The following is a 26,317-nucleotide window of genomic DNA, read 5'->3' on the forward strand; positions in this document are numbered from 1 at the left end:
AGAGGAAAATTATGTCGTCTGTAGTTTCAACTACTTCCAAGCGTCGCCGACGCGGGCGCGTAGAACCCATGTTCTACTACTTCTTGGTGCCCGCGCTGGTTCTTTTCACCCTGTGCATCACTGTTCCCGCACTGATGGGTATCTACTACAGCTTTACTGACTCTATTGGTTTCGGTGAATATAACTTTGTAGGTCTCAACAACTACGCGGTGCTCTTTAGCGATCCTGCGATTGTGAAGTCTTACCTGTTCACTATCGGTGTTTCGTTGCTGACCGTTATTTTGGTGAACGTTATTGCGCTGTTTTTGGCCATCGGACTGACGAGTCAGATTAAGATGCGTACTGCCCTTCGTACTATCTTTGTGCTTCCGATGGTGGTTTCAGGCATCATTATCTCGTTTGTCTTCCAGTTCATCTTTGCCAACACTGTGCCTGCCGCAGCAGCCAATATGCACTTGCCTTTCCTCCAAGAATCTATCCTGGCAGATCCTAAACTGGCATGGCTGGCAATCGTGCTGGTGACCACCTGGCAGGCGGTACCGTCAGCAATGCTGATTTATATTGCCGCACTGGTGACGATTCCCAACGATGTCTATGAGGCATCGGCACTCGACGGTGCACACTCACCGCAGCAGCTCATGCGCATCACCCTACCCATGATTTCTGGTTACGTGCTGATTAACGTCATTCTTGGGTTCAAGGGCTTCTTGAGCATGTACGACATCATCGTCGGATTGACCAACGGCGGTCCGGGCACATCAACTCGCTCGGTAGCAATGACCATCTTCACCGGTTTTGATACCGGCGACTACGCCTACCAGATGGCGAACTCCACTATCTTCTTCATCATCACCCTAGCTATCGCACTGATTCAGCTGCGTGTATCTCGCGGAAAGGCACAGTTCTAATGACCGCACAAGTACTGCCCGAAACCCCGCTTCAAGAAGAAGTAAAAAACTCGGCCCCGCGTCGTCGCATCCGCAAGTCAACCAGCTCAGCGTGGATTAAGACGCTACTTCTTGCACTGTGCTCACTCACTGTCTTGCTGCCCTTCTTGGTCGCAGTCTTGATGGCTTTCAAAACGACGGATCAAGCAATCCTCAACCAGGCTTTTGCTCTGCCTAAGCCCTGGAGTATTGAAGGATTCAAAGAGGCATGGACACTGACCAACTTTCCCCGTACTTTCGCGGTATCTGTTCTTATCACGGTCTTCACCGTACTGTTCTCAGTACTGGTCAGCGCCATGGCGTCCTATGCTATCGCTCGTAACTGGAAGCGCAAGTTCTTCCGCTTCTCTAGCTACTACCTCATGGCAGCAATGTTTCTGCCCTTCCCCGTGCTGGCACTGTCGCAGGTAAAACTCTCCGGTTATGTGGGGCTCGATAACCCCGTCGGCGTTATCCTGTTGCACGTCATGTTTGGGTTGTCCTTCAACGTCCTGCTTTTCACCGCTTTTATTCGTTCACTTCCCGAAGAACTAGAAGAAAGCGCTCGAATGGACGGCGCGTCTCCGTGGCGTACCTTCTGGACCATTATTTTTCCGCTCATGCTCCCCATGAGCGCGACTGTGGCTATCTTTGCGATGCTGTCATCATGGAATGACTTTATGATGCCGTCCATGATTATCGCGGATCCCAGCTTGCAGACATTGCCTGTAGTACAAAAGATGTTCCAGACTCAGTTCTCTAATAACTACAACGTGTCGTTCGCTTCGTACCTGCTAGCGATGGCACCGTCTATTGTTGCTTACATTTTTACCCAGAAATGGGTGATGTCTGGTCTTACCCAGGGCGCTGTAAAGTAAATTTTCCACACAACACTATCTAGGAGAGACAGTGACTCAACCCAAGGATTTCAACGGCGAAACCCCGCTTGGCATTGACCCCGACTGGTGGCGTCAGGCAGTGGTGTACCAGGTGTACCCGCGCTCTTATGCGGACGCGGACGCCAGCGGTATCGGTGACCTCAAGGGCATTACCTCACGTGTTCCCTACCTCAAAGAGCTGGGTGTGGACGCCATCTGGCTTTCACCGTTCTACCCTTCACAGCTGGCTGATGGCGGTTACGACGTTGATGATTACCGCGATGTTGACCCCAAGATCGGCACTTTGGATGACTTCGACAAAATGTCGGCTGCTCTCAAGGAGGCTGGTATCAAGCTGATTGTTGATATTGTGCCTAACCACACCTCTAATCAGCACGAATGGTTCAAGGCTGCCCTGGCGGCTGGCCCCGGTTCCCCCGAGCGTGACCGTTACATCTTCCGCGAAGGTAAGGGTGAAAACGGTGAAGAACCACCGAGCGACTGGGTCTCAATCTTCGGTGGTCCCGCATGGGAACGCGTCGAGGATGGCCAGTGGTACCTGCACCTCTTCGCCCCCGAACAGCCTGACCTCAACTGGAACAACCCCGACGTCCACGAGGACTTCAAAAAGACCTTCCGTTTCTGGTCAGACCGCGGCGTGGAGGGCTTCCGCATCGACGTTGCGCACGGTTGCGCTAAAGGCGATATGTGGGGCGACCTTCCCAGCGAGGCTGAGCTTCTTGCCATGCCCAAAGATGGTAACCACCCCATCTGGGATCGCGACGACGTCCACGACATCTATAAGGAGTGGCGTGAGGTCTTCAACGAGTACAACCCGCCGCGCACCGCTGTGGCTGAGGCGTGGGTTGAGACCGACCGACGCCCACCATACGCATCACCCGAAGAACTGGGTCAGGCGTTCAACTTCGACCTTCTTTCAGCGCGTTTCGATGCGGGCGAATTCAAGAAGATTGTCACCGATAACCTTGAGCTTTCTGCCAAGTCGGGTTCATCATCTACCTGGGTGCTGTCTAACCACGACGTGGTGCGCCATGCAACGCGCTACGGTCTTGCTATCGACCCCGAGAAGACGAATGAGCAGGTAGCTCGCGAATGGCTTCTAGCGGGCGGTAGCGAGGATCAGCTCGACCGCGAACTGGGTGAAAAGCGCGCTCGCGCAGCTACCCTCTTTGAGTTGGCTCTGCCCGGTTCCGCCTACCTCTATCAGGGTGAAGAGCTCGGTTTGCACGAGGTTGCTGACATCCCTGATGCTGAGCGTCAGGACCCCACTTTCTTCCGCTCACCCGGCGTCAACATCGGTCGTGACGGCTGCCGCGTGCCCCTGCCGTGGACGCGCGAAGGCAGTTCCTTCGGTTTCGGTGAGGCTAAGGCACATCTGCCTCAGCCGGCATGGTTCGGTGATTACTCTGTCGAGGCGCAGGAGTCGGACGCCGCGTCCACCCTCAACCTCTACCGTGTGGCCCTTAAGGCGCGACGTGAGTTGCAGACTACCGAGGGGCTGGAATGGCTGGAATCCGGTAGTGAGGACGCGTTGGCTTTCCGTCGTCCCAACGGCTGGGTGAATTTCACCAACTTCGGTAATGAGCCCGTGCAACTGCCCGCTGAGCTTGCCGTAGGTGAGTTAAAGGTGGCGTCCGCGGACGTCAGCGGCGATATTGTGCCCGGCGCGACGACGGTTTGGCTGAAGCTGAGCTAGCCCCCACCTTGCGCAAAAAGTTACTCCCAAAGTGCGAACGTACTGACGCTAATGTCAGTACAAACGCACTCAGGGAGTAACTTTTTCCAGCCTAAGCCTTGTACCAGGTATCTGCCGGGGTAACGGGTAGGGCACGCTTGTGGCGTGAGCGCAGGTACTTGCCTTCGAGGTTCTCGGCGGCAGCGGCATCAATCTGCTTGCCTTCAAGATAATCGTCGATCTGGTCGTAGGTGATGCCGAGCTCGTCCTCATCGGTGCGGCCGGGCGTACCGTCGAGTAGGTCTGCGGTGGGCACCTTCCCCCCCAGGCGATCCTCAGCACCGAGGGTCTTCAGTAGCAGGCGGTTTTGACGCTTGTTCAGGCCAGCCAGGGGTAGGACGTCCGCGCCGCCATCGCCGAACTTGGTGAAGAAACCGGTGATGGATTCTGCCGCGTGGTCAGTACCTACAACGAGCAGGTTCTTTTCACCTGCAATCGCGTACTGCGCAATCATGCGGGCACGTGCTTTGACGTTGCCCTTGTTGAAGTCTGCGATGTCGCGCAGAGTTGCCTCGTTGAATGCGGATGCGAAGCCGTCGACCGCGTCACCAATATTGAAGGTGACGGTGTGCTTGGGGCGGATGAACTTGAGGGCTACCTGTGCGTCGTCTTCGTCTGCCTGGGTTTTGTAGGGTAGGCGCATGGCAACGAAGTCGACGTCGGTGCCTTCGATGGCGAGTTCTTCGACGGCGAGCTGGCAGAGTCGACCTGCGAGGGTTGAGTCTACGCCGCCGCTGATGCCGAGCACGAAGCCCTGCGTGCCGGTTGCTTTGAGGTAGTCGCAGAGGAATCGGACGCGTTTGCGGATTTCTTCTGCGGGGTCAACCTCAGGGTGTACGCCGAGTTCTTCGATGATTTTCTTCTGGAGTTCGCTCATATAACCATGGTAGTCCGTGTGAGCGGGGTTATAAAACGTGAGGGCGGCTGGGTTGCTTGTAGTGAAATTGTTTCTAGGCAGTAAGGACGCGGTCTCCTCCACTGCGCTGGTAGGGGCCCGGTAGAGCCAGCTCTACTCTTTGGGCTTACCCCTGTTGGGCGCGGTTTGGCGCCGATAGACTGGATACATCAGATGTAGTTCCCATGAAAGAGAAGAGCAATGAGCACCTCGCCCAACCCGGAAAATCCTAATTTCGATAACGAAAACCGCGAAAATAGTGCGGGGCAGAACCCCTACGGTAGCTACCGTCATTCAGAGAACCAGCAGGGCCAGCGTCAGCAGCCGCGCCAGCTGAATGAGCAGCCCGGCCAGTTTACTCAGCAGCCCGGCAACGTTGGCTTTGGCGGCCAGCAGGGCTATGGGCAGCCTCACCACGGCCAGTTCAACCAGAACGCCGGTTTTGGCGGTCAGCAGCAGACTTTTGACGCTTACGGTAATCCCATTCCGTCGGATGCCAAGATGATTGCGGTGCTCTCGCATCTTTCATCCTTGGTGGCTACGGTTCTCAGCGCGACGTTCTTGAGCTTTGTGGCACCGCTGATTTTCTGGTTTATTTACAAGGATAAGCCGGGGTACGCGTTTGTGCGCGTGGCATCCGCCGGTGCCTTTAACTTCAACTTCACCATGTGGGTGATCAACATGGCGGCGTGGCTGGTTATCGTGATTACTTTCGGTATTGCAGCTGTCTTTATGTGGATTGTTTTCTTAGCAACTACCATCGCGATGCTGGTCTTCCATATCATTGCGGCGGTTAAGGCTAATAACGGCGAGGTCTACAACTATCCCATGCAGATTCGCATCCTCAAGTAGCTAGCTCTGTGTAAACACAAGGAGGCGTGGTGTCTTCTCTTCAGGAGAGGACGCCGCGCCCCCTTGGTATTGGGGCTCTTTAGCGTTTTACTTAGCAGTATAAAGTTGCTGAGCTTCCTTATTTTTGATCTGAATCTGCTGAGCCGACGGTAGTGGGCTTTCTAAATCATCAAAACTATAAGTGCGCGTGAGGTCGGTAGGAACCTTCCAACGCGTACCTGTATCTGCGAGCGAACCGTGTTTTACATCGTAGTACCCGACTTTTCCGCTCAGTGCAATACCACGTGCCCCGTGCATCGATCCCACCAAATGATGGTGAAAGCGAGTCGTCAACCATACCTGATGGGGTGCAAATCTAAACCCTGAACGCCAGAAATGTGCAAAGGGGATAAACCCATTATCCTCAGAAATGTATTCGCGAAGCGATGCGTAACCAGCGTAATCATCGCCTGGAATTGCTTCAACGTAGAAAGTCTTTTCGCGTGGAATGCCTAGTTTCTCGATTTGAGCTTTGGCATACGAAATCAGCTGGGTATGAGCATTTTCATCCAAGGCATCATTCTGGATGCAGATATATAGCTCTGATTCTTCTGGTGTATAACTCTGCTCAGAAAAAGTGGGAACTCCGGTTACGAGATAAGCATCGTCGTAACCGCGCGCTATTCCCAGACTGTCTGCGCTTGCCTGATCTCTTACACTGACGTACTCAAAGTCATGAAAGTCTTCAGGAACTCGGGGCATTAAACCTTGTCCAGTAGCAAGCAGGCGTGCTCCGGAGATTTCACGGGCAGCACGCATCGCATCTACCAGCAGGGTATTCTCCTGCCAGATAGCGTTGACGAACCCACCTCCTAATAAGTGAATCGTTGTGGCTTCTCGTAGTTCCAAGAGACCAACATCGAATTTAGGAGACCCCAAATCTCTGACCAGCTCAGCTGGAGTGCGGTTTAATCCGTGAACATGTTCGTGGATAGCTCGAAAAAGAGTATTAGTGATGTGAAGACGAGGATGTATTCCCTTAAGAAGTGAGGCAACTGTACCAGGTTCTCGCACGTCTAACCAAACATCAACATCTGGGTGATGTTCTGCTAAAAAATGTAGCCAACGAGCAGCTATGAGTTCATCACCGTAGTTGGGAAAACCAGCCATGGAGATCAAATAGACAGGACCTTCAAAGGAAGACTCGGGTACGACTTGTGCCTGGGTAGATGCGGATTTTAGTCCGAGAACTTTGGAGAACATAGTGTGAATTTTACTCAGAAAACAGGGGACGAACATGGTAAGAGGGTGGTCTTAACGGTTTTGCCGTTGAGACCACCCTTCTTAACTTTGCGTTTGGTTCAGTAAGTTCTATTTGTTGTTGAGAACTTGCTGATCAAAGCGGAAGATGAATGCGGCCATCTGACCACGTTCAATGGATGCAGAAGGACGGTACGTGCCGTCGTCCCAGCCGTTGGCGATGCCCTGTGAATGCATCCACGCGATTTCTTTGTAGAAGACGTAGTCAGTGGGTACGTCCTTGAACGGTGAGGTTGCCGGTGGGGTGTACTGTGGTGATCCTGCCATGCGGTAGAAGAATGCTGCCATTTGGCCACGTTCTACTGACGCAGCGGGGTGGAAGGTGCCGTCGTCCCAGCCGTTGGCGATGCCCTGTGAATGCATCCACGCGATTTCTTTGTAGAAGACATAGTCAGTGGGTACGTCCTTGAACGGTGAGGTTGCCGGTGGGGTGTACTGTGGTGATCCTGCCATACGGTAGAAGAAAGCTGCCATTTGGCCACGTTCTACTGACGCAGCGGGACGGAAGGTGCCATCGCTCCAACCGGTAGTGATGCCGCGGCTTGCCAACCAGGAAATCTCGTTGTAGAACACATAGTCCTTGGGAACGTCGGTAAAGCGAGCGTCCTGAATCTTGATGACGCTGGTCTTGCCAACGCCTACAACCTGAGCCTTAGCGCCGTCCTCACCTGCATGGATACCGGAGAGATCACCGGTCGCATTATGCATGTGCAGGAACAGAGCCTTGGTGTCGTGCTGTGAGTTACCGAAAGCAACCAGGCTGGTTTCGGGAGCATCAACGAACAGTGAGCCATTCACGTTCTTATCCGCACCGAATGCGAGTTCCGGATTGACGGGGTTGTAAGAGACCCAGTCAGTGCCTTCAAAGTCACCCTGCTGTGCCCAGCTGGATGAGAAGACCTTGTAGCGGAAGTTCTGAGCCTGCTCATCGGTAATGCCCAGCTTGTCGTACTGGACGGGCAGAACCATCGCGTTGGAGTCCATGGTGTTGGTGTCAATATCGCCAAATGAGCCGTTGAGAGGCTGTAGGTCTACGATGTCGAACTTACCCTCTGCGTTGCGCTTGTGCAGCTCAACTACGGGGTAATCAAGACCGGTGACGCGTGAGGTAATAGCGAAGAAGTCTGCCTGACCGTCATTGTCGATATCGATATCAATCTCGTAGCCGAAGTTGGGGTTTACGGTGTCCCAGTTACCCCATGAGGTGAGACCGAAGTTCACGAACGCGGGCTGATCCTTGACGCCCGCTGCACGCTGTGCCGGGATGGTGGAGTTAGCGCCTGCGTACTGCAGATCTGCTGCCTGAGCTGAAGGAATCGGAAGCTTGCCGGTAGGAATACGCGGGCTTTCGATGCCGAGCTGGAAGGCGCCCAGTGCTGATACGTAGCCGTTCTGGTTGAGTGATGAGCCTGCAAGCTTTACCTTTGCAACCTCTTCATCGGTAGCGAAGTTAATCTTGCTGTCTTCAACCTTCATGTCAGAGACCGGCTTGGGCGCAATCTGAACGGGAGTGCGCAGCTGCAAGTCGCCGTCGGTCAGAATCAAACGGCTTGAGACGGTTGAAATGTACTGGCGTGCCTCGTCCAACTGTTTTTCTTCGGTGGAAGCGTCAAGCTGCTTTGCGAGCTTGGAGCCGTCGATAGTTGCAGTCAGAGTGATTTCAGCGGAGGAGTGCGCACCCACGCTCACCGATGAGGGAGCTGAGATGCTTACGCCTTCCAGGCTGGAGCTGTCTGCCAGCTTGACCTCAAAGGTGCGTGCGTTATCACCGCGGTTTTCAACGGTGACCTTGCGGGTCAGGGTAGTGGTGTCGCCGTGAGCTACCTCAGCTACGCCGAAGGAGGTTGAAACCTGCTCGGGGCGGTCTGAGTTGTAGAGGAAGACATCGTCGTTGATAGCTGCCAATGCGTCGATGCGACCCGAGCCTACGCGCTCAACAGAGAATACATCGCCTTCATCGTCCACGAGATCGTGGTTAGCGGTGTTCATGATTGCTGCCTTGATGTTGGCAGGTGAGTAGTCGCGGTGTGCCTCAAGAACCAGTGCGGCAACACCCGCTACGTGCGGGGACGCCATAGAGGTACCGGTCATGACGGCGGGGTCTGAGCCACCTGCAACGCCTGCTGACTTAATGGAGGTGCCGGGTGCTGCAACGTCGGGCTTGGTAAAGCCCTGTGAACCGTGCTGGCCGCGTGAAGTTGAGGGATTCAAGGTGTCGCGTGCGCCGGTCTCAACAGCAACGGTTGACTGCCAATCGGCGTTGAGCTGGATCTTAGCTCCGCCCTGCTTGACGGCTTCACGAACCTTCTCGGCGCTATCGGAATTGATGCGTACGCCGGGAATGGTGGTGTTGCCAGCGATGCCGGAATCCTCAAGCTTCACCTGTGATGCTAGAACGACGCCCTTACCGCCTGCTGCCTCAATGTGGTCAAAGCGAACCTTTGAACCGCAGGGGAAGTCACCGGTCTCATCTGACCAGTCAATGAAGACCCACTTGCCCGCAAAATCAGTACCGTCGGGGTACGCATCGCAAGCGTAGGGGTTCTCGGGAGTGGTCATGACGATTTCGCCGGTCAGCTGATCTTCGGTTGCAGAACCGTAGTCGAAGTTCGCGCTGTAGTCACCAACAACGTCACCGAGCCCCTTGGGCGCAAGAATCTTTGCCTTGTCACCGTAAGCGTAAGAGCCAATGGAGTTTGCAACGGTTAGCGATGAAATGGTGTTACCGGGGGTACCCAGAATGTTGTAGGTATCGCCTTCGCCGTTGTAACCGTTAGCGTTACCTGCTGCAATAACGGACAGAGTGCCGTTGCGGTAGAGGGCATCCACGATTGCGTTTTCGGGATCATCAACAGAACCGAAGTCTGAACCGAGGGACAGGTTGACGATGTCTGCACGGTCTGAGAAGTCGCCGTCACCGTTGGGGTCAAGCGCCATATCCAGTGCCTGGCCGGTGAGGTTGGTTGAACCTTCACAACCAAAGACGCGGAAGCTCATGAGCTGCGCCTCAGGTGCTGAACCCGGGCCAATCTTCATGTCTTTGACCTGCTCTGCGGTGAGCTTGGTGTAATCGCCCTTGAAGGTGGTGCCGTCAGCGTTGACGCCGTAACCAGCGGTGGTGCCTGCAACGTGAGTGCCGTGGCCACCAAGTTCACAGTCAAGAGGGTTGCTGTCGGGCTGAGGAGCCTTGTCAGCCTGTTCAGCGTCGTAATCATCGCCGGCAAGATCGTAGCCACCCACGAACTTTTCGGGGTCGTAAAGCTTGCTGTCGGCAGCAGGCATATCCTTAGATGCCTTAGCTGCCTTGTACGCCTCATCGGTGCCCGGGCCACCAAAATCAGCGTGAGTGTAGTCAAGGCCGGAGTCAATCACTGCTACCTTGACGTCCTTACCGGTGTGGCCGGTCTGAGTCCAAGTATCAATAGCCTTGGTGTCGATGACGGTGCCACCGTTGCTGCGCTTTTTGGGAATGATGCGGGCAATATGCTCAACATCGCTGCGTCCTGCAAGATCGCGCAGTGCCTGCGCATCGCCCTGAAGTGCCACGCCGCGCACGGTGTTGTGCGTGGTATAGAGAACCTCAGAGTTTGCCTGATCAGAAACCTGAGCGGCCTGGGATTCCACTGCCTTTTCAATGGACTGCGCCTGTGCAGTTGCCTTGACGGGTTCTGACTTGCCTTGGCGAACATTCGCGGGCTGCGTTGCCTCGAATGCGCCGCTGCCTTTGAAGGTGACGAACACGGCTACCTGGCCGGATGCGTCCTTCAAATTGCCGCTGACCTTAGACGTTGCAGGGTTGGTGACGGTGGGGGTTGCCTTGCTCAAATCCAGCGCCTGAGCAGCGGGGAAGGCTGCAAGCGGTAGCGCCAAGCTAAGACCCAAAGCCGTGGACGTGCATGCACGCACAAACTTCTTGCGCGGTGATGTGTTTTTCATATGGGTTCCTCGGGGAGTTTCCAAAGTGGATGTGGTGATATAGTTCACTCACTATTTAGTGGTATGTGTCACCGCTCTGTCAAGGAATCCTGTGAAAAAATCCACCAAATGGGCAAAATGCAGTTTTCTTACGTCATGAACCTTTTGTGACAAACTGTTCCTTGACGTGCAGAAATACCGGCTAGATAAGCTCCAGACGCGCAAAACCCTTATAGAGACCATCCTCGGTGGCATCCGCAGTTACCCAGTCAGCTGCGTCCTTGGCACCCTGCCCAGAATTACCCATAGCGACGCTACGGGCAGCGTATTCGAACATCGGAATATCCACTGCGGCGTCACCAAACGCTACAGTGTCAGCCTGCGATTTATTGAGATGCTCTACCAGCTTTTGCATAGCGGTTGCTTTAGTGATTCCATCAAGCGCTAAATCGCCAAACAGGGCGTGCTCACCCTTGCCGCCCCAAGTCCCCGCTTTCAAATGAGGAAACTGCTGTTTAGCATCCAGAAAATCCTGGTAATCATGCAGAACAAAACTGATCTTATTGAGGTCACTGCGGTAGAGTTCGCCGTCAAAAATCATCTCGGGAAAAGCCTTGCGCAAGGTGAAGGACGCGGCGTCCTGGTTGCCCTTGCCCGCGGCATAGTCGCGAATAGCGGTGGCAGCTCCCTCCTCAAAATCTGGGCTGGCAAACAGGCCGTTATTGCTTTTAAGGAAGAAGGGGAGACCTCGGGCTGTCAGCCAATCCACGATGCCCCGCGAATCTTCAGCGGAGATAAGCTGGTGAGCAACCACCTCTTCACGGTGCTCCACGTAGCTACCGTTGCCGCCAATCAGCCCGTCGACACCGATATCCCAAAGCTCCTGATAAATTTCTGCGCGGCTACGACCGGTACACAAATACACCAGATGCCCGTTGGCGCGCGCGGCACGGATAGCCTGCACCGCAGAAGCAGGAACCTTGCCTTCGTAATCGCAGACAGTGCCATCGACGTCCAAAAAAATCAGCTGAGACAATTCAACCTCCACACAAGTAACTGCACTTTTAAGCCTAGCTACCACCCGCTCCGAGAGGTCAATGTAAGACAGTTTTTAACCCCAAACCCGTCCAAAAATGACCTCTCGACCACTCAACCGCAACTTGTCAGCATAAAAACCCGCAAAAGATAGCCCGCCTACACATCAGACGGGTATTCTTAAAAGCTGGTGTGCACTGCACTTATGCCGTCCAGCAGCGCGGTGTAGAAACCACGCTCACGCACACCGCACCTGCTGTGAAATTCAGCCGGGTGAAGCATCCTTACCAAGGAGTACACATTTCATGCCAGCGATCGTAATCGTCGGTGCCCAGTGGGGCGACGAAGGTAAAGGCAAAGCAACCGACCTGCTCGGCGGACGCGTCGACTACGTTGTCAAGCCCAACGGCGGCAATAACGCAGGCCACACCGTTGTTGTCAACAGCCAGAAGTTCGAGCTCAAGCTCCTTCCGGCAGGCATCCTCTCAGAAAACGCTGTACCCGTTATCGGTAACGGCGTTGTGGTAAACCCCGAAGCTCTCTTCGAAGAAATTGACGGTCTTGAAGCACGCGGTGCAGACACCTCAAAGCTCAAGATCTCAGCAAACGCGCACCTGGTAGCGCCCTACCACCAGACCATGGATAAGGTCACCGAACGCTTCTTGGGTAAGCGCGCTATCGGAACCACCGGACGCGGCATCGGTCCCGCTTACATGGACAAGGTAGGACGCCTGGGCATCCGCGTTCAGGATATTCTCGACGAGTCTATTCTGCGCCAGAAGGTAGAAGGCGCACTGCGTCAGAAGAACGAACTGTTGGTGAAGGTCTACAACCGTCACCACGTAGAAGTTGAAGAAATCGTTGAGTACTTCATGAGCTACGCTGAGCGCCTCAAGCCCATGATTGTTGAGTCCACTCAGCTACTTAACGACGCGCTGGACGAGGGTAAGAACCTGCTCATGGAAGGTGGCCAGGCAACTTTCTTGGATGTTGACCACGGCACCTACCCCTTCGTCACCTCATCCAACCCCACCGCTGGCGGCGCATCCGTCGGCTCAGGCGTTGGCCCCACCCGCATCTCACGCGTGATTGGTATTCAGAAGGCATACACCACCCGCGTGGGTGCTGGCCCCTTCCCCACCGAGCTCTTCGACGAGATGGGCGAGTTCCTGCAGAAGACCGGCGGCGAGTTCGGCGTGAACACCGGCCGCCCGCGTCGTTGCGGTTGGTACGATGCTGTGCTGGCGCGTCAGGCAGTGCGCATCAATGGCTTCACCGATCTGTTCATCACCAAGCTGGACGTTCTCACCGGCCTGGATAAGATTCCGGTATGTGTAGCTTACGACGTTGACGGTGTGCGCTTTGATGAGATGCCCATGACCCAGTCGGACTTCCACCACGCGAAGCCCATTTACGAGTACTTCGATGGCTGGACCGAGGACATCACCGAAGCTAAGTCACTCGATGAGTTGCCCGAGAACGCTCGCAAGTACGTTGAGAAGCTTGAAGAAATCTCAGGATGCCGCATCTCAGCAATCGGCGTTGGCCCCGGCCGCGAGCAGACCATCGTCGTGCGCGACCTTATTGAGGACGAGAAGTAAAAAGAACGAGCTAGCCCCCGATGTTCCGCTCATTCACTGACCTTAAAGTATCAGTGGAAGAGCGAAACACCGGGGGTTAGTTTTTAAGAACCTATTTGCTGGGGCGGCTAGAGCGTGCGAACTGCTCAGCCTTGGCTGCCTCGCTCTGGAACTTCTTCTTGAAAGCGTCGATGCGGGTCTTGAGGTTACCGCCGATCACGTGGTCTTTGCCAGCCAACAGCGCTTCAACGCCGCGTCGGGCAACCAACGCTGGATCGTTCTTCCAGCTGTTATCACCGAACTTGGTGTTATCCATCTTTGCGGTGTGGTGGAAGTCAGTGGCGGTTGCACCGGGCAAAAGCGCGGTCACTGAAACGCCGTAATCCTTCATTTCTTCACGCAAACCCTGGGCGAAGCTGTACATGAAAGCGCGGGTGGGGCCGTAAATAGACTCGAACGGGGTGGGAGTCAAGGCTGACATTGAAGTGGTAATAAGGATGCGTCCACTACGCTGCTTTGCCATAGCGGTCACGACCTTCTTCGCGAGCTTAACCTGCGAAGTGACGTTTAAGTTCAGCATATACAGCTCTTCGTCGAGGTCAGTATCGACGAAAGAGCCGCCCAAGCTCTTACCCGCGTTGAGTACGGCAATATCCAGCGGGCGTCCTAGCTTTTCAACCTCTGCCCACAGCTGCTCAACGCCGCCATCGGCTGTGAGATCAACCTGCACAGGGTAGACTTTGCCGCCGTGCAGGTGCTTGCTGGATTCGTGCACGCGATCGGATGCGCCAACGGTGATGATATCGTAACCGCGCTGGGCTAGTTGCTGCGCAATGTTGAAACCAATACCGGCTGATGAGCCTGTAACCAGTGCCAAGGGAGCCATGTTTTTACCTTTCATGTATCAAAAAGTCTTTATACTTATCTTTCTCTTCCGAACAGTCAAAGTAAAGGTATAAGACGCATCGTTACCGTGTAGCGAACACTGCGAGCGCCGCAGAAAGCGATGCTCGCTAGGACTTTTGCTGCGGGATATACGGCATCGGGAGTACCCTAGAGACAAACACCTACCAGAAACGATGCCATGCACAAACTTGCTTCTTTGCTTGCCGAGATTTTCTCTCCGTTTATTCTCTGCGGAATCCTTATCTCGACCATTGCGCTAGCTACAGACCCGCATCCGCTACCTGCTATTGGGGTTGCCCTGGGTTTTCTTGTTCTGGTGCCGCAGGTACTATCGGTTCGCCTGTATAAAAGCGGCAAAACCACCGACCGTTTTGTGCAGGTGCGTGAACAGCGCACGCAACTGTACGTCATGACGCTGGTATCCGTTGTCATCGGATGCCTGCTGCTTAACCTGCTTCCCACAAGCCGTGACGTGCAGCTCATCATGAATACCGCTGCCGCGACTCTGGTCGTTGCGATGCTTCTCAACTTCATCATCAAAGTCAGTATTCATGCCCTGATGGCGGCGTTGTTCGGGATTGTGTTGCCGGTGTATTTGGGTGGGGCTACGCTCTATTTTGTGGTCGGGGCACTTATCTGGGCGGTGACTGTCTGGGCGCGCCTGCACAACAAGCGTCATAGTGCGCTCGAACTTGTGTTGGGGACGCTCGTGGGTGGCATCGTTGCTCTGTTTTACCTGAGCGCGCTGAACTAACCCTTGGCGCTGCGCTCATCCACTGGGACTTTAACACCTTGTAGTGAGCGGAACACCGGGGGTAATCGTTTTCGTGCAACGCCGTGTCCTCACCTAAGATAGAAACCATGTCTTTGCTACTCAATAAAGTAGCCCGCATCGACGGGCCGATTGAAGAAATCGAAACACTGGCCGAACTGGAAACTAAGTTTTCTGCCGACAGTGATGACCGCGCCTTCATCGGCCTGCTCGACCCAACACACGATGATCTTCAGCTGCTCACCCGCATCTTTGACCTGCACGAGCTGGCAGTGGAAGACTCCGAACACGGTCACCAGCGCGCGAAGCTCGACCGCTACGGTAGCACCTACTTTCTGGTTCTGCGCCCCACCGTTTACCTCGACGAGACAGAAGAAGTCCGCTTTGGTGAGACCCATATGTTCGTGGGTAAAAACTTTGTTATTTGGCTGGTAAAGGACGCGCTGCGTTCTCAAGAAAAAACCCGCAAAGCCATGCAGGACGCCTTCCAAGAAGCACTGGATGAAGAAGGGCGTCCTGTCGTCCCGCTCGTCTTCTTGCACCGCGTCCTTGACTCGCTGGTAGATAGCTACTTCCCTGTAATCGAAGGCCTTGAAAATGACGGGGACGAGGTTGAAGATACCCTGTTTGCCGATAATTCAGAGGCCTCCGAAATCTCTCAGCGCACCTACGGATTGTTGAATGAGGTGAGCGACTTCAAGCGTGCGGTAAAACCTGTGGGACAGATGCTGGATATTCTGATGGGACGCATCCGAATCCTTGCCAAGGCGGAAGACAACGAGGAGCAAGTAGAACTCATCCGCCGGTTTAGAGACGTCAACGACCACGTTTTGCACGTCAATGACCGCGTGGACGACCTGCGCAACTCCCTAGAAAACGCGCTCGCCGTGAATTCAACCATTGTGGCGGAACGTCAGAACGATGACATGAAGCGTATCTCTGCGTGGGCGGCAATTCTGGTTGCTCCCACTATTATCGGCTCAATTTACGGCATGAACTTTGATGATATGCCTGAGCTCCACTGGGCATTTGGCTACCCCGCGTCATTGACGCTCATGGTTCTTGTGTCCTTTGGGCTGTGGGTTGTGTTCAAGCGTAAGGAATGGCTGTAAATTCCTTGAACCGTGAGAGGGGAGGGATGTACCGTTTTTAAGCTCAAAAACGGCACATCCCTCCCCTCTCACGTTATTTTTGCAGGTTGCGTTCTGCCTACCCCCACCCGGTGTGTGAAAAAATAGTGGGATAACCCCGTCGCACTACTTTAGGAACACGATGCTAGAGCATGACTCCTCCCGCGAATTTCATGAAGCCCTCATACCGGCGCTCAGCGCCATGCGAGCAGTTGGTGAAGATTTTACTCAGCTCATGATGGAATACCAGTTCGGTATCAACGAAGTCATGACAAAGGTGGAGATTCTGCGCCAAGAGTTCATGCAGCGCAACCGCTACAACCCCATCGAGCACGTTAGCTCACGCATCAAAACCCCCGAATCTATCGCTAAAAAGCTGGTGCGCAAGGGCATCCCACTAGACTCCGAGCAAATCGCGCAAAACATCTTCGATATCGCGGGTATTCGCATCACCTGCAGCTTTATCGCCGACACCTACCGGGTGCTGGACGCGCTCGCCTCCCAGTCTGACATCACGGTTTTGCAGGTCAAAGACTACATTAAGAACCCCAAACCCAACGGGTATAAGTCTCTGCACGCGATTGTGCAGGTGCCGGTCTTTCTATCTACCGGGCCCAAGGACGTCGTGGTTGAGCTGCAGATTCGCACGATTGCCATGGATTTTTGGGCGGCTTTGGAACACAAAATCTTCTACAAGTACGAGGGTGAAGTGCCTGATCATTTGGTCGATGAGCTTACCGAGACCGCTCGCGTTGCCGCCGAATTAGATGAGCGTATGGAACGCCTACATACATCCGTGCACGGTGAAGGCAACGGGCCGCGCATCGTGGGTAACGATGAAATCGCGAACTCCGCGCTCCTACAACAATTGTGGGAGATGGCCTCTATCAAACACAAAGACTAGCCCCTCTCGGGTACCTACAATGTCACTAATTTAGATAATCTCTACTGCAGATTTTCTCTTAGCGTTTTGACGTCAGAGTGTGAAAGCGATGTCCCTGATACGGTTCAGAGCTATCGAGTGCGTATCAGCATTATCAGTAAATAGAGGCCGCCTACTGCCCCCATGACTAAACCAACCGGAATCTGAAAAGGGCTCAGCGCATGGGCGGCTATATAATCGGCGATCTCGAGTAATGTAGCGCCCAGTAGCGAGGATTGACAGAGAGCGATACCCGGTGTCTTCCATGCACGGGTTGCCAACTGCGGAGCAATCAAAGCCACGAAACTAATGGGACCGCCCAGCATAATAGCTAGAGCAGTTAATAAAACAGCTGCTCCCACCAGCATATTGAGAGTGGCTTTAGGCGGGATTCCTAAACTAGAGGCCAGGTCGTCACCCAGTTCTAGAATTCGTAACCGGCGGGTTAAAAGTAGGGTTGCTGGGACGAAGAATAGAATAAGCAGAACCGGCCCCGCCACCACATCCCACGTCAACGCGTTCAGAGAACCATAGAGCCATGTTTTAGCGCTCTCTGCGGCGTCCAAATCTGCGCGGGTGAGTAAGTAATCGTTGAGCGACCCTAACATTGCTCCCACCGCAATACCTATAAGGATCATCTGGTTTCCCAGGGACGTTCCACCATTTTTGGATGCATGACTCGTTAGAAGAAGGACGATGGCCGCTGTGAGAAAACCTCCTAACACAGCGCCCAGACCGATGCTAATTCCAGGTAAACCAGTAGAATCTGAACTCGTCATAGAGCTAGCGACCAACATAATAAAGAGCGCGCCGCTAGCAGAACCTGTTGTAAAACCAATAACATCGGGCGACCCCAACGGGTTGCGAGAAACAGACTGGAAGATAGCGCCAGCTAATCCCAGCGATGCACCCACCGCTCCCGCAGCTACCAGGCGGGGGAGCCGTTGATTGAAAATAATATGTTGATCTAATGCGCTACCGCTACCGGTTAATACTGACCAGATATTTCCGCTTTCCACCTGATAGGTCCCCGCCAACAGGGTGAAAAGCGCCATGATCACCAATGTTAATAGACACAAAACCGTCCATGTTTCACGCCGAATCTGCACTAGTTCACGCTCTTCCTGCATGCGGAAGGTGCTTTCGCTTAGCGTGGTTCAGAGACTCACTAGGCGCAGTGCAATAGTTTTTTGAGGAGCAGTCAGCGCGCATTGTTTTGCTAAAGCGAGGTGTCTTAGGGGTTGAATTTATACGCATCACCAGCCACAGCAGAATAGGTGCTCCTATAAAAGCAGTGACGATTCCAACCTCGATTTCGTTGGGAATGGCAACGACACGTCCCAAAATATCGGCGCCAAGCATCAGTATAGGACCGGCGATAAGAGACATGGGCAACAGACGTGAAAGCTTGTTGCCTACTAGTATCCGTAAAGCATGCGGCACTGCTAGACCCACAAAGCTAATTGGACCAGCAAGCGCTGTCGCACCACCGCATAAGAGAGTAACTGCGGTAAGAGCTGTTACTCGGATAATCGGTAATGGGAGCCCTAAACTAGCAGCACAGTCATCACCCAACGCGAGAACGGATAGCGGTTTGATGAGTAGTAACCCCGCCACCAATCCAACAAGAATTACGGGGGTAACGGCCGCTATTGAACCGTAAGTGCGCTCAGCAACTGATCCCACCACCCAAAAACGATGAGAATCAAAAGCTACGGAATTAAACATTGTGATAATGCCAGTAATAGAACCGAAACAGGCGTTTAGCGCAACACCAGCAAGAATAAGTCGAGTCACGGAGTCCTGTGAGCGACTGCGAGTACTTCCTAGTAAGAAGGATAAGCAGGCAGCTAACGCTGCGCCTGCCAGGGCGAACCACACCTGACCACCGGTGGAAGTTATCCCAAAAAATGCTACTGCGCTGACTACAGCTATCGCAGCTCCACTATTTACGCCGAGTAGTCCTGGCTCCGCTAAAGGGTTACGAGTCAGTGCTTGCATGAGGACACCGGCACTTGCTAAGGATGCGCCCACCACAATGGCAGCAAGTGTACGGGGTAAACGAAGCTTCCAAACGATAATTGATTCAGTAGTAGTGCTTGGGCTGAAAAGTCCCTGAAAGGTTTCCGTTGGGGTGAGCGCACGAGAACCGATACCTAGAGAAAGTATGATCAGGCACACCAACAGAAGGAGCGAGAGAAAGGCTATAAGAGGGATTCGTCGGTGCGCAAAGATTGAATGGCGCAGTGAGAATTGGCGTGCGCGAACACGACTGATTCCTACGACTGCCACCATACCTCCTAGCAAAAGCCCTCTTGGATAACTATTTCATAAAGTGGATAAAAGCATATATTTATTCGCTAATTCTCTTTAACTTAGGTTACCCTATCCATATGAGCTCACGCGAAAAACTGTCCAACGTTATCCTGTCCCGTCGCTCTTTTGCTGCAGTAGGTGGTGCTGGTATCGCCAGCATTCTTTTGGCTGCCTGCGGCTCAGAAACGCCCTCTACTTCCTCTGAATCTTCTTCTACCGGGGCAACAACGAGTACTGACCTAGCGCCAGCCTCTCTACCCGATGGCATGGGAACCCCTGCTAAAGATGGCGAATTCCCCCGCACAGTAAAGCACTTCCGCGGTGAAACTACTTTGGAAACCAAGCCCAGCAAAATCGTGGTTCTGTCAACCGGTCAATTGGACGATATTCTCGCTTTGGGCATTGTTCCTGCGGCCTCTGCGACTGCTAACGATGCTGATTTAGTACCTACATACCTAGCTGAAAAATATAACGATCAGAAGTCTGCTCTTGATTCTATGGCGACTGTTGGCACACGCAAAGCACCTGATATCGAAGCAATTGCGAATCTCAAGCCGGATCTAATTCTGATTAACAACACCAACAAGGATGACTCCCTCTACGAGTCTCTTAAAGCCATCTCACCAACAGTGGTCACTGAGGGTACCGGCGTGAACTGGAAACAGGATTTCTTGCTGATTGCTGCGGGACTGGGCACCACCGATAAGGCAAATTCATTGCTCAGTGACTACAACACCAAGGTATCTGAGTTGGCCGAAAAGGCATCAGATTCTGACACTTTCTCTTTCCTCTACGCACAGTCTGATCGCAACCGTGTATTCGCAGCGTCCTCGTTTGTGGGGTCCATTGCAGCAGATGCAAAACTAGCGCGTCCTGAATCTCAGCAGGTTGAAAAGACCAGTGTTGATATTAGTGCTGAGCAGCTGGATCAGGCAGATGCTAGCTGGATTTTTTACGGCGTTCAAGGCGAGGATGACGCTGCGCTGAAATCCGAGGCACTCTGGGAGACCTTGAGCGCGGTGCAGAACGATCATGCTGTCAAAGTTGATTCAGATATGTTCTTCTTAAATGCAGGTATAACGGCCGCTCTTGGTGTGATCGAAGATATTCAGAGCGCCCTATAAAGTAGCGCTATAGCTGGTTAGTAAAACTTACTAGAGTTTACTGATTTGTACACCGGATAAAAGCGTAACTTTGTTAATACGCCAGAAGGAAGCGGTGGGACACCTTTACTCAAAAATGACCCACCGCTTCCTTCTGGCGTATTGAGATACCAGACCTACTGCTTATGCACTCGCACCAGGTGTTCGTTGGTGAATTCTCGTAGGGCCCAGCGTTCGTTCTCGCGTCCAAAACCTGAGCGGTTGATGCCACCGAACGGGAATGCTGGTTCTGACTCCATGTGCTTGTTGACGAAGGTCATGCCGGCCTCGATGCGCTCAGCAAACAGGCGTCCGCGCTCCAAATCTTCGGTCCAGACAGACGCCATGAGACCGAACTCTGTGGCGTTCGCGATGCGCAAGGCGTCCTCTTCATCCTTAGCCTTGAAGACGTTGACGACGGGGCCGAAGATTTCCTCCTGCCCAGCCTCAGACTCAACATCCACGTCGGTCAGGAGCGCCGGTGACATGAACCAGCCGGGACGGTCCAGCTTCTCACCGCCGGTCACCAAGGTCGCGCCGTTAGCAACCGCGTCCTGAATCTGCTTGAGAACATCATCGCGAGCTGATTCTGATGACATGGGACCCATGTCGGTGTTGGGGTCGTCGTAATTACCGACGGTCACGTTTTCTACGGCTTCCTTGGCGGCTGCCACAAAGTCGTCGTAGTACTCCTCAAGCACAATGATGCGCTTGGGTGAGGTGCAGACCTGACCGGCGTTGGTGGTGCGGTAGGTCACTGCCTGCTGCGCTAACTTCTTGACATCCGAGGTGTCGAGAACCACGAACGGATCATTGCCGCCGAGTTCCAACACTTGACGCTTGAGATTTTCACCCGCGATGGACGCGATGGATGCGCCCGCACCCTCAGAGCCGGTGAGCGAGACACCCTTAACGCGGAAGTCCTTAAGAATCTTCTCGGTGTCTTTGCTGTCCATGTAGATGTTGGTGTATACACCGCGCGGCAGGCCGGCCTCTTCGAGGAGTTCCTGGAACTTCTGTGATGAGACGGGGCAGATGGATGCCTGCTTCATCAAGATGGTGTTGCCGACCATCAGATTAGGTAGGACAAAGCGCGCGATTTGGTTATAGGGAAAGTTCCATGGCATAACACCCAGCAGAACGCCCAGAGGCTGGTGAACAACATAGGTGCGCTCAGCACCAGATGCCTCTAGTTCGGTGGGCGCAAGGTGAATGGGCGCCTTGTCAGCGAACCAGCGGGCGGTGCGGGCAACCTTTTCAAGCTCCGACTTACCTTGTGCTAAGGGCTTGCCCATTTCGCGTCCGATAATGTCTGCGAGCTCATCTGCGTTCTCGTCAACGAGGTCAGCAAAAGTGCGCAGAACCTTGCCGCGCTGACCGATGGGAGTTGCTTTCCACAGGGTGAAAGCCTCATCAGCAGCGTCGATGATGGCGGGAAGCTGCTCGGGAGTGAGCGTCTCAAAAGTCTGCTCAACTTCGCCCGTGTTTGCGTTGGTTAGTGCGTATTTACTCATAATGTTAAGCGAATCATCTTTCGTGGATGAGAGCTAGAGGTTTGTCGTACAGCGAAACATGGGCTGGTTCTTCTGCCACCTCAACTTTCCGTGGATTTACGCTGTAATTTGCGCGTTTTTACAGCGTGAATCCACGGAAAGTGCGAAATAGTGTTTTGATGCGGTGCATCCACCTCACAAAAAGGGGCGCTTCATGCCTCTGCTGAGTGCGCTTAAGACCGCATAAAATGACATTTAGTAAGCCTAATAAACTAATTATTTTTACTCAGCAAGCTGTCAAAAGAGGCTTCTGACTAGGAGTTAAACCTTTTTAGGTTACTAGAAGTATGCTTAGTGAAAAGAAGTTTAGAAATTTTCATTTTCCAGCTGATTCTGCCTTTACAAGGCAATATTCTGCTCTAGAATAAAAAAGGCTCTTACGGAGCTAGCGTGTAAGAGTCTTCAGCTACTAGAGACGGTCTTCCCTAAACGTTTCTAGAGGATGCTGGAACGGGACTTCTTTGCTCCCTCATTATTGCTTTCCCCCTACACAATGAGGTCGAGCGTCCCTGTGGTGTCTCAGCCAGTGCGCTTTAATTCATCTGGCTGAGGCACCCCTTCTAACCGTAGAAACTTGCAAAGTAAACGCTAAGTTTCTCACTGGTAATAAACGATTGTAGGCTAAGAAGTAGTTTATGGCTAGTGTGTTTGCGGTTTTCCCTATCACATTTCTTCATGATGCGAGGATTAAGCGGACTCTCCTGTGGAGTGCATAGGGTATGGTGTATGAAAAACTACTGGTCAGCCCTAATCTTTTGCCCTCATGCCCTCATCTGCGGTCTTTCCGCATACTTAGATAATTTGGGTATCTTTTCTTCATGTTCCCTCCTGAAAGCAGGAGATGACGACCGATTTTAATTCCACTCAGATTTACACCGCTGTTCGTGAGCTCATTGCCCCGCTGGATGATGACCGCGCGCTCGCCGATGATCTTGCTAGCGCGATTGAACTTGTAGCGGGCGGCGCTATAGCAACCGTTGTTCAGGACGCGGTTGAGGCAGGTCTTGCAGGTAAAGAAGGTTCATATGTCATCTAAACAGTGATGCCTTCGACACAACCGACAAGTTTGCTTATAAAGTTTTGAATAACCTAACTCCTGTGAAAGATACTGATGTGCTAGATTCCCCTAACGCTATTGAATTCAAGTCAGTCACCAAAAAATACGGTGATGTTGTGGCTGTCGATAACCTCAACCTGAGCATCCCCCGCGGCAAAATCACCGTATTCGTGGGACCCTCTGGTTGCGGCAAAACCACCTCTTTGCGAATGATTAACCGCATGGTTGAGCACACCAGTGGTGAGATCCTGGTCAACGGTGAACCCAATACCGCGCAAGAACCCCACAAACTGCGTCGCTCCATGGGCTATGTGCTTCAGCAGGCTGGTCTGATGCCGCATCGTACTATCGTGGACAACATCGCAACCGTGCCTCGCCTCAACGGCACAAGCGCTAAATCAGCGCGCACCGAGGCACTTCAGCTCATGGAAACCGTCGGCCTCGACACCTCACTGGCAAAGCGCTACCCCGCGCAGCTCTCCGGCGGTCAGGCGCAGCGCGTAGGTGTGGCTCGTGCGCTCGCATCCAACTCATCGATCTTGCTCATGGACGAGCCCTTCTCAGCTGTTGACCCCGTTGTCCGTCAGGACTTGCAGAAAGAACTTTTGCGCCTGCAATCAGAGCTTCAGCGCACCATTATCTTCGTGACGCACGATATCGATGAGGCTGTTCTGCTCGGTGACTACGTTGCTGTTTTCGCAGTGGGAGGACGCCTCGCTCAGTTTGGCACCCCCGAAGAAATTCTGCGTGAACCTGCTGATGACTTTGTGGCATCGTTTGTAGGACGCGACCGCGGTATGCGCCGCTTGACGTTCGCGGGCGCATCCGACGTAAAAATTCACCCGCTGACGAGCCAGCACACTCCGTGGCAACAGTGGGAACTCAAGGTAGAAGACGGCAAACCCGCCGGTTGGATCATTGATGGACGCACCATTCCCGGTGGCTCACTCTTTGTCGAGGGCGGCACTTTGCGTGATGCGCTGGACTCGGTGCTGTCATCGCCGTCGGGTGTTGGTGTGGCGGTTGATCGTAACGGTAAGGTGCTGGGCTTACTGAAGTCCGAGGACGTTCTTGCCGCCACTGAAGCTGAGCGTCACCGTCGTTACGGGGTGAACGCGTGAACTGGCTGATGAATAACCTGCCCTATGTGGGGCAGTTGAGCGCGCTGCACCTGTTGCAGTCGATTATTCCGGTAATTGCCGGAACGCTCATTTCAATTCCGATAGCTCGGTTGGCGGTAGGACGCCGCCGCGATGGACGTTCAACCGCCGGTCACACTGCGGGGTCAGCGTTTAAGCGTGGGGCGGTTGTGAACACTGCCGCGCTGCTGTATACCATTCCGTCGCTGGCGCTCTTTGTGCTGATGCCGCTGGTGCTTGGTACCTCGATCACCTCACCGTTGAACGTCTACGTGGCACTCACTATTTACGTGGTTGCCATGATGGTGCGCTCCGCCGTGGATGCCTTTGAGTCCGTCTCACCGGTCACCCTGGAGTCAGCAACGGCTATGGGTTATAAACCTGTGCGTCGTTTCTGGGCAGTGGAACTTCCCCTCGCGGTGCCCGTTATGCTGGCGGGTCTGCGCGTGGCTCTCGTTTCGAACATCTCAATGGTGTCGGTGGGTGCAGTGATTGGTATTCAATCCCTCGGTACGCTTTTTACGGACGGTCTGCGCCGCAACCTACCTGCTGAAATCATCGTCGGTATTGTGGGCACCGTCGTCCTTGCTCTTATTCTTGACCGCCTGCTTGCGCTCATCGGCGCGTGGCTCACCCGCTGGAGGAAAGCATGAATATCTTCGATAAGACGTGGGCTTGGTTTACTGCTGACGGCGCGTGGACGGGCGCCGGTGGTATCTTCCAGCGCGTGGCTGAGCATCTTGGCTACTCGGCTCTTATTTTGCTAATCGCGGCTGTGATTGCTGTGCCGATCGGTTTGATGGTGGGGCATACCGGACGCGGTGAAAACGTGGTGGTCGCTATCACCGGTGCCTTACGCGCTTTGCCGACTCTCGGTTTGCTGACTCTCTTCGCATTGTGGCTCGGGCTGGGGCTGGTGGCCCCGATTGCCGCTCTGGTGATCCTCGCAATTGCGCCGCTTCTGGCAGGCGTCTACTCGGGTATCGCCGCCGTCGATAAGGTGACGGTAGATGCTGCTCGTGCCCAGGGCATGACTGAAAGCCAGATTCTGCGCAAGGTTGAGTTGCCGCTGGCGCTTCCGCTGATTTTCGGTGGCATCCGCAATGCTGCACTGCAGGTTATCGCAACCGTCACCGTGGTCGCCTACATCAACCTAGGTGGTCTTGGCCGCTACCTCATTGACGGTCTTGCTGTGCGTGATTACCCGCGCATGGTTGCCGCCGTTGTTCTCGTTGCTCTTCTTGCGCTCATTGTGGACGCACTTCTTGCTTTGCTTCAGCGCGCACTTACCCCGCGCGGAACCCGATAGGACTTACCCATGAACACTATGAATCGTCGTCAACTTTTTACTTTGGCAGGGCTAGGCACGGGCGTGCTTGCGCTGAGCGGATGCGGTCTCTCCGGCGAAACAGCTTTTGGTAGCGGGGGAGTGAGTGACACCGTGACTGTCGGTTCGGCTGACTTCACGGAGTCGCAGATTATCGCTGAAATTTACGCGGCTGCTTTGAAGAAGCGCGGTATTAATGCTGAAACTGTTCCCGCTATTGGTGCGCGTGAGGCGTACATCGGTGCGCTCCAAGAAGGAACGGTAGGCGTTGTGCCTGATTACAGCGGTAACTTGCTACTCTACTTTGATGCGCAGACCAAGGCGCAGGCTCCCGAAGAGATTATGAAAGCTCTTCCTTCTGCTCTTTCCGATCAGCTTTCGGTGCTTGATCCTTCTCCCGCTGAGAATAAGGATTCGCTGGTGGTCACCGCGGAAGTGGCACAGAAGTTCGGGCTGAAGTCTATTGCAGACCTCGCCGTGCATAACTCTGAGATAACTCTCGGTGGTCCTCCTGAATTTGCCGAGCGTTCGTACGGTTTGCCAGGGCTGAAAAAGAACTACGGTTTTGTGCCGGCTAAGTTCTCACCGATTAACGACGGCGGCGGCCCGCTAACTGTGCAGGCGCTCATCGACGATCAGGTACAGACGGCAGATCTTTTCTCCACCGATCCTGCGATTGTGAAGAATAACTTTGTGGTGCTGGAGGACCCGAAGAATAACTTCTTGGCTCAGCAGGTTGTTCCCGTGGTGAATGCCAAGCAGGTTTCGGTGGCTGCTGCCGATGTACTGAATGAGGTGTCTGCCTTGCTGAAGACCGAGGATCTCATCGCTTTGAACGACAGGGTTTCAGGCGAGGAAAAGACTAATCCGGCTACCGCTGCCAAGGATTGGGTGGATCAGAAGTTAGTAGCCTAGCA

General features: G+C 53.8%; 22 protein-coding genes. 14 read left to right on the forward strand and 8 right to left on the reverse strand.

The genetic code is table 11. The features are described from left to right. Window positions 1-11: 11 nt before the first annotated feature. From HF984_RS02340 to HF984_RS02350, 3 genes are read left to right on the forward strand one after another with little or no spacing between them, the layout of a single operon-like run. Window positions 12-908, forward strand: coding sequence for a carbohydrate ABC transporter permease (locus HF984_RS02340; RefSeq protein ID WP_168614084.1), 897 nt, complete (start codon window positions 12-14; stop codon window positions 906-908). After that, window positions 908-1,804 carry a carbohydrate ABC transporter permease gene (locus HF984_RS02345; protein WP_168614085.1) on the forward strand — a complete coding sequence of 299 codons (897 nt, stop codon included), beginning with the start codon at window positions 908-910 and terminating at the stop codon, window positions 1,802-1,804. The genes HF984_RS02340 and HF984_RS02345 overlap by 1 nt, the downstream gene beginning before the upstream one ends. Before the next feature lie 31 nt (window positions 1,805-1,835). Then, window positions 1,836-3,521 carry an alpha-amylase family glycosyl hydrolase gene (locus HF984_RS02350; protein WP_168614086.1) on the forward strand — a complete coding sequence of 562 codons (1,686 nt, stop codon included), beginning with the start codon at window positions 1,836-1,838 and terminating at the stop codon, window positions 3,519-3,521. Window positions 3,522-3,612: 91 nt separating this feature from the next. Here the strand turns inward: HF984_RS02350 and nadE are convergent, their stop codons facing one another. Further along, window positions 3,613-4,437: an ammonia-dependent NAD(+) synthetase gene (gene nadE, locus HF984_RS02355; RefSeq protein ID WP_168614087.1), complete on the reverse strand. Its 825-nt coding sequence runs from the start codon at window positions 4,435-4,437 to the stop codon at window positions 3,613-3,615. Between the two features lie 219 nt (window positions 4,438-4,656). Between nadE and HF984_RS02360 the strand changes: the two genes are divergently transcribed. Beyond that, on the forward strand, window positions 4,657-5,307 hold the full coding sequence (locus tag HF984_RS02360; RefSeq protein WP_168614088.1) for a DUF4870 domain-containing protein: 651 nt from the start codon (window positions 4,657-4,659) through the stop codon (window positions 5,305-5,307). 87 nt (window positions 5,308-5,394) lie between these two features. Here HF984_RS02360 and HF984_RS02365 read toward each other — a convergent pair whose 3' ends face one another. The 3 genes from HF984_RS02365 to HF984_RS02375 form a co-directional block, all read right to left on the reverse strand. Next, window positions 5,395-6,549 carry a polysaccharide pyruvyl transferase family protein gene (locus HF984_RS02365; protein ID WP_168614089.1) on the reverse strand — a complete coding sequence of 385 codons (1,155 nt, stop codon included), beginning with the start codon at window positions 6,547-6,549 and terminating at the stop codon, window positions 5,395-5,397. 108 nt (window positions 6,550-6,657) lie between these two features. After that, entirely contained in the window at window positions 6,658-10,542 is a 3,885-nt protein-coding gene (locus HF984_RS02370) for a S8 family serine peptidase (protein ID WP_168614090.1), read from the reverse strand. Between the two features lie 181 nt (window positions 10,543-10,723). After that, window positions 10,724-11,569 (reverse strand): HAD family hydrolase, encoded by an 846-nt coding sequence (locus HF984_RS02375; RefSeq protein WP_210729528.1) that lies wholly within the window; start codon window positions 11,567-11,569, stop codon window positions 10,724-10,726. A gap of 292 nt (window positions 11,570-11,861) precedes the next feature. Here HF984_RS02375 and HF984_RS02380 point away from each other — a divergent pair, with 292 nt between their 5' ends. Continuing rightward, window positions 11,862-13,157 (forward strand): adenylosuccinate synthase, encoded by a 1,296-nt coding sequence (locus HF984_RS02380; RefSeq protein WP_168614091.1) that lies wholly within the window; start codon window positions 11,862-11,864, stop codon window positions 13,155-13,157. A gap of 91 nt (window positions 13,158-13,248) precedes the next feature. Here HF984_RS02380 and HF984_RS02385 read toward each other — a convergent pair whose 3' ends face one another. Then, window positions 13,249-14,022, reverse strand: coding sequence for an SDR family NAD(P)-dependent oxidoreductase (locus HF984_RS02385; protein WP_168614092.1), 774 nt, complete (start codon window positions 14,020-14,022; stop codon window positions 13,249-13,251). A gap of 198 nt (window positions 14,023-14,220) precedes the next feature. Here HF984_RS02385 and HF984_RS02390 point away from each other — a divergent pair, with 198 nt between their 5' ends. From HF984_RS02390 to HF984_RS02400, 3 genes are all read left to right on the forward strand, one after another. Beyond that, the gene (locus tag HF984_RS02390) at window positions 14,221-14,796 is read left to right on the forward strand and encodes a hypothetical protein (protein WP_168614093.1); all 576 of its coding nucleotides are present in this window, start codon (window positions 14,221-14,223) and stop codon (window positions 14,794-14,796) included. Between the two features lie 107 nt (window positions 14,797-14,903). Further along, complete coding sequence (locus HF984_RS02395; RefSeq protein ID WP_168614094.1) at window positions 14,904-15,926, forward strand: magnesium and cobalt transport protein CorA; 1,023 nt, start codon at window positions 14,904-14,906, stop codon at window positions 15,924-15,926. A 160-nt stretch (window positions 15,927-16,086) separates the two neighbouring features. Continuing rightward, a complete protein-coding gene (locus HF984_RS02400) occupies window positions 16,087-16,848 on the forward strand; it encodes a GTP pyrophosphokinase (protein ID WP_168614095.1) in 762 nt (253 codons plus the stop codon). Window positions 16,849-16,958: 110 nt separating this feature from the next. On the opposite strand, the gene HF984_RS02405 is transcribed toward HF984_RS02400, so the two are convergent. Both HF984_RS02405 and HF984_RS02410 read right to left on the reverse strand, forming a co-directional pair. Further along, window positions 16,959-17,996, reverse strand: a complete 1,038-nt coding sequence (locus tag HF984_RS02405; RefSeq protein WP_168614096.1) for a FecCD family ABC transporter permease — start codon at window positions 17,994-17,996, stop codon at window positions 16,959-16,961. After that, entirely contained in the window at window positions 17,980-19,161 is a 1,182-nt protein-coding gene (locus tag HF984_RS02410; protein ID WP_168614097.1) for a FecCD family ABC transporter permease, read from the reverse strand. The genes HF984_RS02405 and HF984_RS02410 overlap by 17 nt, the downstream gene beginning before the upstream one ends. A gap of 98 nt (window positions 19,162-19,259) precedes the next feature. On the opposite strand from HF984_RS02410, the gene HF984_RS02415 reads away from it, so the two are divergent. Further along, entirely contained in the window at window positions 19,260-20,306 is a 1,047-nt protein-coding gene (locus tag HF984_RS02415) for an ABC transporter substrate-binding protein (RefSeq protein WP_168614098.1), read from the forward strand. Window positions 20,307-20,461: 155 nt separating this feature from the next. Here HF984_RS02415 and HF984_RS02420 read toward each other — a convergent pair whose 3' ends face one another. Then, complete coding sequence (locus HF984_RS02420) at window positions 20,462-21,838, reverse strand: NAD-dependent succinate-semialdehyde dehydrogenase (RefSeq protein ID WP_168614099.1); 1,377 nt, start codon at window positions 21,836-21,838, stop codon at window positions 20,462-20,464. Between the two features lie 880 nt (window positions 21,839-22,718). Between HF984_RS02420 and HF984_RS02425 the strand changes: the two genes are divergently transcribed. The 5 genes from HF984_RS02425 (at window position 22,719) to HF984_RS02445 (ending at window position 26,315) form a co-directional block, all read left to right on the forward strand. After that, the gene (locus HF984_RS02425; protein ID WP_168614100.1) at window positions 22,719-22,913 is read left to right on the forward strand and encodes a hypothetical protein; all 195 of its coding nucleotides are present in this window, start codon (window positions 22,719-22,721) and stop codon (window positions 22,911-22,913) included. A gap of 77 nt (window positions 22,914-22,990) precedes the next feature. Next, window positions 22,991-24,055, forward strand: a complete 1,065-nt coding sequence (locus tag HF984_RS02430; RefSeq protein ID WP_311242058.1) for an ABC transporter ATP-binding protein — start codon at window positions 22,991-22,993, stop codon at window positions 24,053-24,055. Next, window positions 24,052-24,726 carry an ABC transporter permease gene (locus HF984_RS02435; RefSeq protein ID WP_168614101.1) on the forward strand — a complete coding sequence of 225 codons (675 nt, stop codon included), beginning with the start codon at window positions 24,052-24,054 and terminating at the stop codon, window positions 24,724-24,726. The genes HF984_RS02430 and HF984_RS02435 overlap by 4 nt, the downstream gene beginning before the upstream one ends. Next, the gene (locus HF984_RS02440; protein WP_168614102.1) at window positions 24,723-25,382 is read left to right on the forward strand and encodes an ABC transporter permease; all 660 of its coding nucleotides are present in this window, start codon (window positions 24,723-24,725) and stop codon (window positions 25,380-25,382) included. Before HF984_RS02435 ends, HF984_RS02440 begins: the two co-directional genes overlap by 4 nt. A 9-nt stretch (window positions 25,383-25,391) precedes the next feature. Then, the gene (locus HF984_RS02445; RefSeq protein ID WP_168614103.1) at window positions 25,392-26,315 is read left to right on the forward strand and encodes a glycine betaine ABC transporter substrate-binding protein; all 924 of its coding nucleotides are present in this window, start codon (window positions 25,392-25,394) and stop codon (window positions 26,313-26,315) included. Window positions 26,316-26,317: the final 2 nt, after the last annotated feature.

This window comes from Rothia terrae (assembly GCF_012396615.1).
Classification (GTDB): domain Bacteria; phylum Actinomycetota; class Actinomycetes; order Actinomycetales; family Micrococcaceae; genus Rothia; species Rothia terrae.

Excerpts from the sequence above, each read along its gene's own strand:
- HF984_RS02420 (WP_168614099.1), bottom strand. The coding sequence starts at position 21,838 with ATGAGTAAATACGCACTAACCAACGCAAACACGGGCGAAGTTGAGCAG.
- HF984_RS02425 (WP_168614100.1), top strand. The coding sequence starts at position 22,719 with ATGACGACCGATTTTAATTCCACTCAGATTTACACCGCTGTTCGTGAG.
- HF984_RS02385 (WP_168614092.1), bottom strand. The coding sequence starts at position 14,022 with ATGGCTCCCTTGGCACTGGTTACAGGCTCATCAGCCGGTATTGGTTTC.
- HF984_RS02415 (WP_168614098.1), top strand. The coding sequence starts at position 19,260 with ATGAGCTCACGCGAAAAACTGTCCAACGTTATCCTGTCCCGTCGCTCT.
- HF984_RS02365 (WP_168614089.1), bottom strand. The coding sequence starts at position 6,549 with ATGTTCTCCAAAGTTCTCGGACTAAAATCCGCATCTACCCAGGCACAA.
- HF984_RS02445 (WP_168614103.1), top strand. The coding sequence starts at position 25,392 with ATGAACACTATGAATCGTCGTCAACTTTTTACTTTGGCAGGGCTAGGC.
- HF984_RS02360 (WP_168614088.1), top strand. The coding sequence starts at position 4,657 with ATGAGCACCTCGCCCAACCCGGAAAATCCTAATTTCGATAACGAAAAC.
- nadE (WP_168614087.1), bottom strand. The coding sequence starts at position 4,437 with ATGAGCGAACTCCAGAAGAAAATCATCGAAGAACTCGGCGTACACCCT.
- HF984_RS02440 (WP_168614102.1), top strand. The coding sequence starts at position 24,723 with ATGAATATCTTCGATAAGACGTGGGCTTGGTTTACTGCTGACGGCGCG.
- HF984_RS02405 (WP_168614096.1), bottom strand. The coding sequence starts at position 17,996 with ATGCAGGAAGAGCGTGAACTAGTGCAGATTCGGCGTGAAACATGGACG.
- HF984_RS02400 (WP_168614095.1), top strand. The coding sequence starts at position 16,087 with ATGCTAGAGCATGACTCCTCCCGCGAATTTCATGAAGCCCTCATACCG.
- HF984_RS02390 (WP_168614093.1), top strand. The coding sequence starts at position 14,221 with ATGCACAAACTTGCTTCTTTGCTTGCCGAGATTTTCTCTCCGTTTATT.
- HF984_RS02370 (WP_168614090.1), bottom strand. The coding sequence starts at position 10,542 with ATGAAAAACACATCACCGCGCAAGAAGTTTGTGCGTGCATGCACGTCC.
- HF984_RS02410 (WP_168614097.1), bottom strand. The coding sequence starts at position 19,161 with ATGGTGGCAGTCGTAGGAATCAGTCGTGTTCGCGCACGCCAATTCTCA.
- HF984_RS02345 (WP_168614085.1), top strand. The coding sequence starts at position 908 with ATGACCGCACAAGTACTGCCCGAAACCCCGCTTCAAGAAGAAGTAAAA.
- HF984_RS02395 (WP_168614094.1), top strand. The coding sequence starts at position 14,904 with ATGTCTTTGCTACTCAATAAAGTAGCCCGCATCGACGGGCCGATTGAA.
- HF984_RS02380 (WP_168614091.1), top strand. The coding sequence starts at position 11,862 with ATGCCAGCGATCGTAATCGTCGGTGCCCAGTGGGGCGACGAAGGTAAA.
- HF984_RS02340 (WP_168614084.1), top strand. The coding sequence starts at position 12 with ATGTCGTCTGTAGTTTCAACTACTTCCAAGCGTCGCCGACGCGGGCGC.